Source organism: Asticcacaulis sp. (assembly GCF_020217185.1).
GTDB lineage: Bacteria > Pseudomonadota > Alphaproteobacteria > Caulobacterales > Caulobacteraceae > Asticcacaulis.
Genome location: NZ_JAIWNX010000075.1, coordinates 1 through 10,000 on the forward strand (window position 1 = coordinate 1; position 10,000 = coordinate 10,000).

Consider the following 10,000-nt stretch of genomic DNA (forward strand, 5'->3'; position numbering starts at 1 on the left):
GATGCCCCAAAAGGTGGCGCCATCACGGGACTGGCCAAACTGGAGACGCCCCTGACCCTGCGGCTGGAGGGCAAAGGTGACTGGAAAGCATGGAACGGTCGCCTCAGCGGCATGGCGGGGGATCAGCCGCTGGCCGATCTGAGCCTGACGGCGCGCGACGGCCTTTTCGGTGTGAAGGGCACGGCGCGACCGCAGGCCATTGTGCCATCGCTGTCGGACATGCTGTCCCCGGCCGTCCGTGTCGATCTTTCGACGACGTTCAAGGACCGCGTCGCCGACGGCACCCTGTCTTTGGCGGCCGATGCCCTGACGCTGAACGCCAAGGGCCGCGTCGATCTGGGAAAAGGGGCGTTCGGTGATCTGACGATCAATGCCGCCCTGCTCAAACCCGCCAATATCGCCAAAGGCCTGAATGGCAAGGATATTTTGGCGACGCTGCGTCTGGATGGGGCGTTCAAACGCCCCCTGATTGACTATAAACTGTCGGCAGGGAGCATAGGCTTTAACGACGTGGTGGTGCATCAACTCCGCGCCGAAGGTAAATCGCGCCTCGATGGCGACCATATCCTGATCCCGGTCAAGGCTTCGGCCAGGCACATGACGGGGCTCAATGCCGCCGCAGAGTCGTTAGTCAGCAACATCACGATTAATGGCGATCTGGCCTGGTCGGACGGCCTGATCCTGTCGGACAATCTCAAAATCCGTTCGGACAAGATCAATGGCACGGCTATTATCCTCGCCCAGCCGTCGGAAGGCCGTTACGAGGGCGCCCTTAAGGGGCGTATCAATCAGTATCTGGTCGATGGGATCGGCCTGTTCAACCTGATGATCGACGCCGATCTGCGTCAGCTCAAGGCCGGCGGCTTCGGCATTGTGGGCAAGGTCGATGGAGAGAGCCTGCGCCTCGACAATGGCGGCCTGAAGTCGTTTTTCGGCGGCAATTTCAAGTTTTCCGGCGCGATGAACACCACCGCCAATGGCGACGTCATCCTGCAACGCCTGACCCTGACGGCACCCGATTTCCGTCTGACCTCGGCCAGCGGTCGTCTGTCGAAAGGGCGGCTGGATTTCAAACTGGCGGCGCAGTCGGCCAAGTACGGCCCGTTGAGCGCCGAGGCCGGGGGAACATTGAAGGCCCCCACCTTGACCCTGCGCGCGGAAAAGCCTGGTCTGGGGCTGGGTCTGCAACAGGTGGTGGCGCACATCAATAGCACGCCGCAGGGCTATGCCATCACGGCCGAAGGCGGCTCGCAATACGGCCCTCTGAAGGCCGATGTGCTGGTGCTGAAAAGCGACGGCCCGCTGACCATCGACGTGCGCACGGCGCAGGTGGCGGGTTTCAGCGCGCAGGGCCGCTTGGTGCAATCGGCCAGTGGCCCCTTTACGGGCACGCTGAACCTGACCGGGCGCGGGATCAACGGCACGGCGCGTCTGCTGGCCTCTGACGCCGTGCAGGGGGCTCAGGTCTCGGCCCGCGCCAACAATGCCCTGCTGCCCGGTGAAGCCGAAATCCGCATCGGGCGCGCCATTATTGAGGCCACGGCGCGCCTTGACGAACAGCCGACGATCAAGGGCGATGTGCAACTGGCCGACGTGGTCTATGGCCAGAACTACGTTGAAAAGGCCCGCGCCCGCATCGACCTCAAAGGCATGCGCGGCACGGTGCAGATGATCGCCAATGGCGACGCCGGCACGTCGTTCAATCTGGCGGCCAACGCGCAGGTGTCGCCCGATGACGCCGTGATTGCCCTGTCCGGTCGCGCCGGTCAGGTGCCGTTTGCGCTGGAACGCCCCGCCCGCGTCGTGCGTCAGGGCGCGGACTGGGTGCTGACCCCGGCGGTGCTGATGACGGCGCAGGGCAAGGTCAATCTGGCCGGACGTTTTGGCGAGGTCCTCCGCGCGCAGGCGCAGTTTGATCGCTTCGACCTCAGCATCCTCAACATTATTGACCCCAATCTCGGGGTCAATGGCACGGTGTCCGGCGGGCTCGACTACACCCAGCGCGGTAAGGCCTTCCCGCAGGCCCAGATGCAGCTTACCTTCGACAATCTGACGCGCACCACCATTGCCCGCGTTTCGACGCCCCTCGATATCCAGATGCAGGCCAGCATCAGTGAAACCCGCTCCGAAGCGCGCGGCCTGCTGCGGCAGGGCACGGCCGATATCGGCCGCTTCACACTCAGCATCGACCCACGCGGCGACGGGGCGTGGACGCAGCAATTGCAAAACGGCGCCGTCTCCGGCGGCCTGCGCTTCAACGGACCGTCCAGCGTGCTGTTCTCACTCGCTGGCCTTGGCGATCAGCAGATGACCGGCAATGTGGCGCTGGCCGCCGATCTGTCGGGCACGCTGCGCCAGCCGCGGCTTAATGGTCTGGTGCGCGGCAACGGCCTGGTGTACGAACACCTGACCTTCGGCACGCGCATCAGCGATATCGCGCTGGAAGGCCGCTTCTCCAACGACCGGCTGGAACTGCAAAAGTTCGAAGGGCGCGCCGGAGACGGCCGCGTGTCGGCCACCGGCTTTGTGGGCCTGAGCGCCGATGACAACTTCCCGCTCAAGCTGAATGCCAAGCTGGATAATGCGCGTTTGGCGGCCTCTGACGCGCTGGCCTCGACCGTGTCGGGTACCCTCGATGTCACCAATGATGCGCAAAACGGCCCTTGGATACGCGGCAATCTTAATTTGCCGCAATTCCGCTATCAGGTGGTGTTTCAGGGGGCCTCCAAGGTCGATGAGCTGGAAGGCGTGCGGATCAAGGGCGCGCGTATCGAGCCGCGTAAGACGAGCCGCGTCGCCCCCACCCTGTGGAACCTCGACATCCGCCTGCGCGCCGATAACCAGATCTTCGTTTCTGGCATGGGGCTGGAGTCGGAATGGAAGATGAACCTGAACGTCGGCGGCACAACGCGCGACCCGCGTATTGTGGGGCGGCTCAATGCCTTGCGCGGCACCTACGCCTTCTCCGGGCGCGAATTTGACATCGAGAAGGGCGAGATCACCTTCGATGGCGGCAGCCTGAACAATCCGGAAATCGCCCTGACCGCGACCACCAAGGTCGATGACATCACCGGCACTATAGGCGTGTCGGGCCGCGCCCAGAACCCGCAGATCGCCTTTGGCTCCACCCCGGCCCTGCCGCAGGACGAGGTGCTGTCGCGCCTGCTGTTCGGCGAAAATGTCGCCAACCTGTCGGCGACGCAGGCTCTGCAACTGGCGGCCTCGCTTCAGGCGCTTCAGGGGGGCGGCGGGCTTAACCCGCTGGGTAAGCTGCGTTCGGTGACCGGTATTGACCGCCTGCGCGTGCTGGGGGCCGATGCCTCGACCGGCCGTGGCACGGCGCTGGCGGCGGGTCAGTACCTGACCAACGACATCTATGTCGAGATCGTCACCGATACGCGCGGCTTCACGGCCACGCAGGTCGAGATCGCCCTGTCGCGCGTCCTGTCGGTGCTGACACAGGTCGGCTCCACGACGGGCACCAGCGTCAATCTCCGATACTCGCGGGACTATTAGAGCGATGTGCGGAAAAGTGTGAGCGGTTTTCCGCAAAAACATCGCGACAAAACAAAAATTTAGAGCGAAATGGTGCTTCCACCTAAAGTCATTTCGCTCTAGCGGGATAATTTCTCAAAAATTATTCCGCTCAAGCCGCCATTGAGGCGGCGGCCAAGGTGGCGAAGCGACCGCCCGGCGAGGGCTCAAACCAAAGCTGGCTTATTATGTTTCTGTCAGAAACATAATAAGCCAGCCTTTCCTAAATGATCCTGCCATTGTAGAGGCCTGTGCGAACCGCCTAGCGCTGCAAAACGCGCGGCCCTCCCTGCCCCTACTCTGTAAGTCCCGTATGATCCGCCTCGACAATATCAGCAAGCAAAACGGCCACCAGATCCTGTTCATCGACGCCTCCATGGGCGTGCAGAAGGGCGAGAAGGTCGGGCTGGTCGGACCGAACGGCGCGGGCAAGACGACGCTGTTTCGCATGATCACCGGGCAGGAACCGCCCGATGACGGTCAGGTGTCGATCGATGCCGGCATGACCATCGGCTATTTCAGTCAGGATGTCGGCGAAATGTCAGGCCAGAGCGCGGTGGCGGCCGTGATGGACGGTGTCGGCCCGGTGAGCGCGCTGGCCGCCGAAATGGCCGAGCTTGAGGCCGCCATGGCCGACCCGGATCAGGCCGACAATTTCGATGCGGTTATCGAGCGCTATGGCGAGGTGCAGGCGCGCTTTGAGGAGCTGGACGGCTATGCGCTGGAGGCGCGGGCGCGCGAAGTGCTGGCGGGCTTAAGCTTCAGTCAGGAGCGCATGGACGGCGATGTCGGGCTTTTGTCCGGCGGCTGGAAGATGCGCGTGGCACTGGCGCGCATCCTGCTGATGCGGCCCGACGGCATGTTGCTCGACGAACCGTCGAACCACCTCGACCTCGAAAGTCTGATCTGGCTGGAAGCCTTTCTCAAAAACTACGACGGCGCGCTGCTGATGACCTCGCACGACCGCGCCTTCATGAACCGCATCATCGGCAAGGTCATCGAAATCGACGCCGGTTCGCTGATCACCTATTCCGGCGATCTCGACTTCTACGACCAGCAACGCGCCCTGACCGAGGCACAAAGGCAGGCGCAGTACGAGCGTCAGCAGGCCATGCTGGCCAAGGAAATCAAATTTATCGAGCGCTTCAAGGCGCGCGCGTCCCATGCGGCGCAGGTCCAGAGCCGCGTCAAGAAGCTCGACAAGATCGAGCGCGTCGAAGCGCCGCGCCGTCGTCAGTCGGTACAGTTCGAATTCCGCAGCCCCCCGCGTTCGGGCGACGACGTGCTGAACCTGCGCGACGTGCACAAAAGCTATGGCGACCACGCCATTTACAGCGGGCTCGACTTCAAGGTGCGGCGCAAGGAACGCTGGTGCGTGCTGGGGGCCAATGGCGCGGGCAAGTCCACCCTGCTCAAGCTGGTGGCCGGGGATACCACACCCGACAAAGGCACGGTCACCGTCGGGGCCAGTGTGAAGATGGGTTATTTCGCCCAGCATTCGATGGATCTGCTCGACGGCGAAGAGACGATTTTCGAATCTCTGGAAGGCGCGTTCCCGCAGGCCCCTCAGGGTGCGCTGCGCACCCTGGCCGGATGCTTCGGCTTCTCCGGCGACGATGTGGAAAAGCCCTGCCGTGTGCTTTCGGGCGGCGAAAAGGCGCGTCTGGTCATGGCGCGGATGCTGTTCGATCCGCCCAATCTTCTGGTGCTTGATGAACCGACCAACCACCTGGATATGGTGACCAAGGAAATGCTGGTTGCGGCTCTGGCCGATTTCGAAGGGACCATGCTATTCGTCTCGCACGACCGTCACTTTCTGGCCGCCCTGTCCAACCGCGTGCTGGAACTGACGCCCGACGGCGTGCACGAATATGGCGGCGGCTATACGGAATATGTGGCACGCACCGGTCAGGAAGCACCGGGCCTGCACCCGAACGGGTAAGCTCCGGTTAACCCTGTCGCTTACCGGAATGTTCACGCGTATCGGATATCATGGTTACTTCCGCAATCCAGCGGTAAGTATCTTTGCCCATGACCGTTCCGCTTACCCCCCCTGCCTCCCTGTCCTGCCGTTATATGGAGGGCGACGCCACTGAGCTGACGCAGCTCAAGGGAGAGGCCGTGGATGCTATAGACACCGCCATGGTGATCACCGACACCAGCGGCCGGTTTCTGTATGTCAACGAAGCGTTTCGCAACCTGCTTGGGTTCAGCGCCTCGGAGTTGAGCGGAAACACACTGGGGGATCTGTGCCGGCGGCATTCGGATTCCTGCGAACACCTCGAAGACATACTGACCGACGTCCACCGCAACGGTCAGCGCAGTGGCGAGTTGCTGGTCCATGATCGCAACGGTCACCCGATGTGGGTGTCTTTCAGCGCCACCGCCATGACCGACGCCGCCCATCGCCGCCGCGTCATCGCCATCGTCAGTGATATCACCTACGCCAAGCTGAACGACACGCTGCAACGGCTGGTCTTTGATGCCATGATGCAAGACAAGCCCCTGCCCGAAACGATGTCGCTGCTCTGCCTTGAGGTCGAGCATATGGTGCAGGACGTCAGCATGTCCGTACTGCGGGTGGCGGAGGGCAAGCTGAACCCGCTGGCCGCGCCCGGTCTGCCCGACTGGTACAATGCCGCCCTCGCAGGTCTTGCCATTGGCCCTGTTGTCGGCTCGTGCGGCACCGCCGCCTGGCGCGGTGAGCCGGTCATGGTCAATGACATGCGCTCCGATCCCCTGTGGGCACCGTATCAGGCATTAGCCGAGCCACTGGGTTACACCGCCTGCTGGTCCACGCCCTTCAAGGACAAGGCGGGCAAGGTCATCGGCACCTTCGCCTTCTATTCGCCCCATCCCTTTGTCCTCAATACCTTCGTGCAGTGCATTGTCGATATCTGCACACAATTATGCACCCTGGCTTTCGAAAAGGATGCTTTTCAGGCGCGTATCCAGTACCTGGCCCATCATGACTCCCTGACCGGCCTGCCCAATCGCGGCTTCTACCAGACACGTCTGGCCGAAGAAGCTGCGCGTGCCACACGTCAGAAGACGCAACTGGCCCTGCATCTGATCGACCTTGACCGCTTCAAGGAGGTCAATGACACCATGGGGCACATGGTCGGCGACGAAGTGCTGATCACCGTTGCCGAAACCCTGCGCGATCTGGCCAGCCCCGGCGACGTGCTGGCGCGACTGGGGGGCGACGAGTTCGTCTTTCTTCAGGTCGGCGTGACCCGGCGCGCTCAGGCCGAAGCCAAGGCCGAGGCGCTGGTCAGCGCCCTTCAGGCGGAGATGCAAGCGCAGTTTGGCCATCAGGCCCCCGATGTCGGGGCCAGCCTTGGCTTTGCCCTCTATCCCGACGAAGGCCCGACGCTTGATCGCCTGACGCGCCATGCCGATATGGCGCTGTATAAGGCCAAGACGGACGGGCGCGGCTGCTGGCGCGCCTTCGATGCCACCATGGCCGAGGCTCTGCGTCGCCGTCGCCGCCTTGAGGCCGATCTGCGCGACGCGCTTGCCCACGGTCAGCGAGGCCTGTCTCTGGTCTATCAGCCGCAGTTCTGCCTGAACCTCAATCGTTTCATCGGCTATGAGGCTCTGGTACGCTGGACGCACCCGGAACTGGGGTCGATCCCGCCGAGTGATTTTATTCCGGTGGCCGAAGAGGCCGGCCTGATCACCGCTCTGGGGCAATGGATATTGTCGCGCGCGCTGGAAACCGCGGCTACCTGGCCTGCGCATCTGAACCTTGCGGTCAATCTGTCGCCCCTGCAAATCTGCGAGGGCGATCTGACCCGCTATGTGCAGCAGGAACTGATCCGCACGGGCTTCCGCCCGCAGCGTCTGGAACTGGAGGTCACCGAAGGCGTGCTGATCGAAAACACCGACCGCGCCTTGCACGTGCTGCGTAAGCTCAAGGGCATGGGTGTGCGTATCGCCATGGACGATTTCGGCACCGGCTATTCCTCGCTCTCCTACCTTCAGACCTTCCCCTTCGACCTGCTCAAGATCGACCGCAGCTTTGTCGAAGGTCTGACGCCGTCGCCAGACCGCAAGGTGCACAAGCACGGCATACCGGCCGAAGCGATCGTCCGCGCCGTTATCGGTATGGCGCACGCTATCAACGTACCGGTCATCGCCGAAGGCGTGGAAACCCAGGAACAGATGGACCTGCTGCGCGACATGGGTGCCGATGCCGTACAGGGCTATCTGATCGGGCGGCCGCAGGCCTATTGCCTCAGTGAAGCGCCGCCTGCGCTTTTGGCAGCGGGTCAGCGCTGAGGCCCTGGCGGCGCGGGCCGATGACAGGCCTCTGCCCCGGTTGTGGCTTTGACTTTGACGCCACCCGGTCGCTATTATACTGGGTCTGAGTCGCCGACACCTGCGGCTTGATTGAGAGCGGCAGAGGTCGCGAGAGAGACTTAAACTCCATGTCCATCATAGACTCTGTCGGTCGCCTCGAAAAAAACGATCCCGCCCCGCTCTATCTGCAACTGCAAAAGGTGTTGCGCGAAGCCATCCGCGCGCGCGTCTTTGTGGCCGATGACGCCATCCCGCCCGAACGCGATCTGGCCGAAGCCTTTGACGTCTCACGCATTACTGTGCGCAAGGCCATTGACGGGCTGGTCAATGAAGGGCTTCTGACGCGCCGTCGCGGGGCCGGCACCTTTGTCGCCGCCCGCGTCGAAAAGAGCTTTTCCAAGCTGTCCTCCTTTTCCGAAGACATGATTTCGCGCGGCCGCAAACCGCACAGCGTCTGGGTCAGCAAGTCGGAAGGGGCCGTCACCCCTGAAGAAGCCCTGTCTCTGGGTCTGTCGCCCGGTTCGCTGGTCTATCGCTTCCACCGCATCCGCTATGCCGACGATTTGACCATGGCGCTCGAATATTCGACCATTCCCGGCTATTGCCTGCCCTCGATCGAAGCGGTCGGCGATTCGCTCTATGCGGCGCTGGAAACCTCCGGCCACCGTCCGGTGCGTGCGCTTCAGCGTCTGCGCGCCATCTCCTTTTCGCGCGATCAGGCCGAACAGTTGAATGTCACAGCCGGTGAGCCCGGCCTGTTTATCGAACGGCGTGGTTTTCTGGCCGACGGGCGCGCCGCCGAATTCACCCAGAGCTATTATCGCGGCGACGCCTATGATGTGGTCGCCGAACTGAACGATCTCTAGAGCGAAATGACTTTAGGTGGAAACGCCATTTCGCTCTAAATTTTTGTTTTGTCGCGATATTTTTGCGAAAAATCGCTCACACTTTTGGCTTCGCCGAACTTCGTTTCCGCACATCGCTCTAAGCGAAACACGCCTTTTGACTTTTGCGCGTAATCGGGCATCGTCCCCCTCTGTATAATCAGGCGGGGAGACAGCCGATGAGAGATCAGAAGACCGCGGCGCAACGCCTGCCTTCTCTGGATGTCCTGCGTGGCCTGACGGTCATCGGCATGATCCTCGTCAATGCCACGGCAGGCATGTATTACGGCCTTCAGGCCAAGGTTTTTCCGCTGCTTCTGCACGCCCACTGGGAGGGACTTAAGATCGCCGATGTGGTCTTTCCCGCCTTCCTGACCATGGTCGGCCTGTCCATCCCGATGGCCCTGAACCGGGCGAAGATGACGACGGGCCTCGATGCCGCTCAGGCCCGCAAGATCGGCTGGCGCGTCGTGCGGCTGTTCCTCATCGGCTGGCTGCTGTCGAACCTCGGCTGGCTGGCGCATTTCGATGGTGAGCCCTGGCGCTTCTGGGGTGTACTGCAACGCATCGGCCTCGTCTATGGCGCAGCCGCGGTGTTGTTCCTGTGGTTCGGCCCGAAGACGCGGTTGGGGATCGCTGCGGCCATCCTGTTGCTCTACTGGCCCCTGAGCCTGCTTCCGGCGCTTGATGGCCTGCCCGGCGATATCTGGGAGCGCGGCCACAATTTTATCGCCTCGGTCGATCGCCTGATGTTCGGCGCGGGCGGCCATAACTACGTCAAGGGGCCGGAAGGCTACGACCCCGAAGGCCTGCTCGGCACCCTGCCCGCCATCGCGCAGGCTTTGCTCGGCATGGCGGCGGGTGAGTTCCTCATGCAGGCCCACAGGCGCAGCGCCCTGACCCTCGCCGGGGCGGGCGCGCTTCTGCTGATCCTTGGCGCAGGCTGGGGCTTTGTCTTTCCGGTCATCAAGGACATCTGGTCCTCGTCCTTTGTGCTGGTGACAACGGGGATCACCTTCCTGGCTCTGGCGCCGCTCCATGCGTGTCTTGATAATCGCGACACCCCACTGCGTGGCCCCCTCAGCCTGCCCGTAACCTTCGCCAGCGCCTTTGGCCTCAACGCCATCGCCGCCTATGTGCTGCATTTTCTGATGAACCCGCTACTCGGCTGGGACCTTCTGACCCAAACCTATGTCCTGAGCCGCGCCACGGTGGGCGAGGCCGTGGCAGCCCTGTTTCCGGTCGGCCTGTTCATTCTCTGCGTCTGGCTGCCGGTC

The 10,000-nt window shown here is 62.6% G+C and carries 5 protein-coding genes; all 5 read left to right on the forward strand.

Going from position 1 to position 10,000, the window contains the following annotated elements; translation table 11 throughout:
• Nucleotides 1-3,516: translocation/assembly module TamB domain-containing protein (locus LDL37_RS03620; RefSeq protein ID WP_290794479.1), on the forward strand; the 3,516-nt coding region annotated here is incomplete at its 5' end.
• Nucleotides 3,517-3,847: 331 nt separating this feature from the next.
• On the forward strand, nucleotides 3,848-5,476 hold the full coding sequence (locus LDL37_RS03625; protein WP_126420829.1) for an ABC-F family ATP-binding cassette domain-containing protein: 1,629 nt from the start codon (nucleotides 3,848-3,850) through the stop codon (nucleotides 5,474-5,476).
• 89 nt (nucleotides 5,477-5,565) lie between these two features.
• The gene (locus tag LDL37_RS03630) at nucleotides 5,566-7,818 is read left to right on the forward strand and encodes an EAL domain-containing protein (RefSeq protein ID WP_290794484.1); all 2,253 of its coding nucleotides are present in this window, start codon (nucleotides 5,566-5,568) and stop codon (nucleotides 7,816-7,818) included.
• 149 nt (nucleotides 7,819-7,967) lie between these two features.
• Complete coding sequence (locus LDL37_RS03635; protein ID WP_290794487.1) at nucleotides 7,968-8,705, forward strand: GntR family transcriptional regulator; 738 nt, start codon at nucleotides 7,968-7,970, stop codon at nucleotides 8,703-8,705.
• A gap of 197 nt (nucleotides 8,706-8,902) precedes the next feature.
• The coding region (locus LDL37_RS03640) for a heparan-alpha-glucosaminide N-acetyltransferase domain-containing protein (RefSeq protein ID WP_290794490.1) at nucleotides 8,903-10,000 on the forward strand (1,098 nt) is incomplete at its 3' end.

Excerpts from the sequence above, each read along its gene's own strand:
- LDL37_RS03625 (WP_126420829.1), top strand. The coding sequence starts at position 3,848 with ATGATCCGCCTCGACAATATCAGCAAGCAAAACGGCCACCAGATCCTG.
- LDL37_RS03630 (WP_290794484.1), top strand. The coding sequence starts at position 5,566 with ATGACCGTTCCGCTTACCCCCCCTGCCTCCCTGTCCTGCCGTTATATG.
- LDL37_RS03635 (WP_290794487.1), top strand. The coding sequence starts at position 7,968 with ATGTCCATCATAGACTCTGTCGGTCGCCTCGAAAAAAACGATCCCGCC.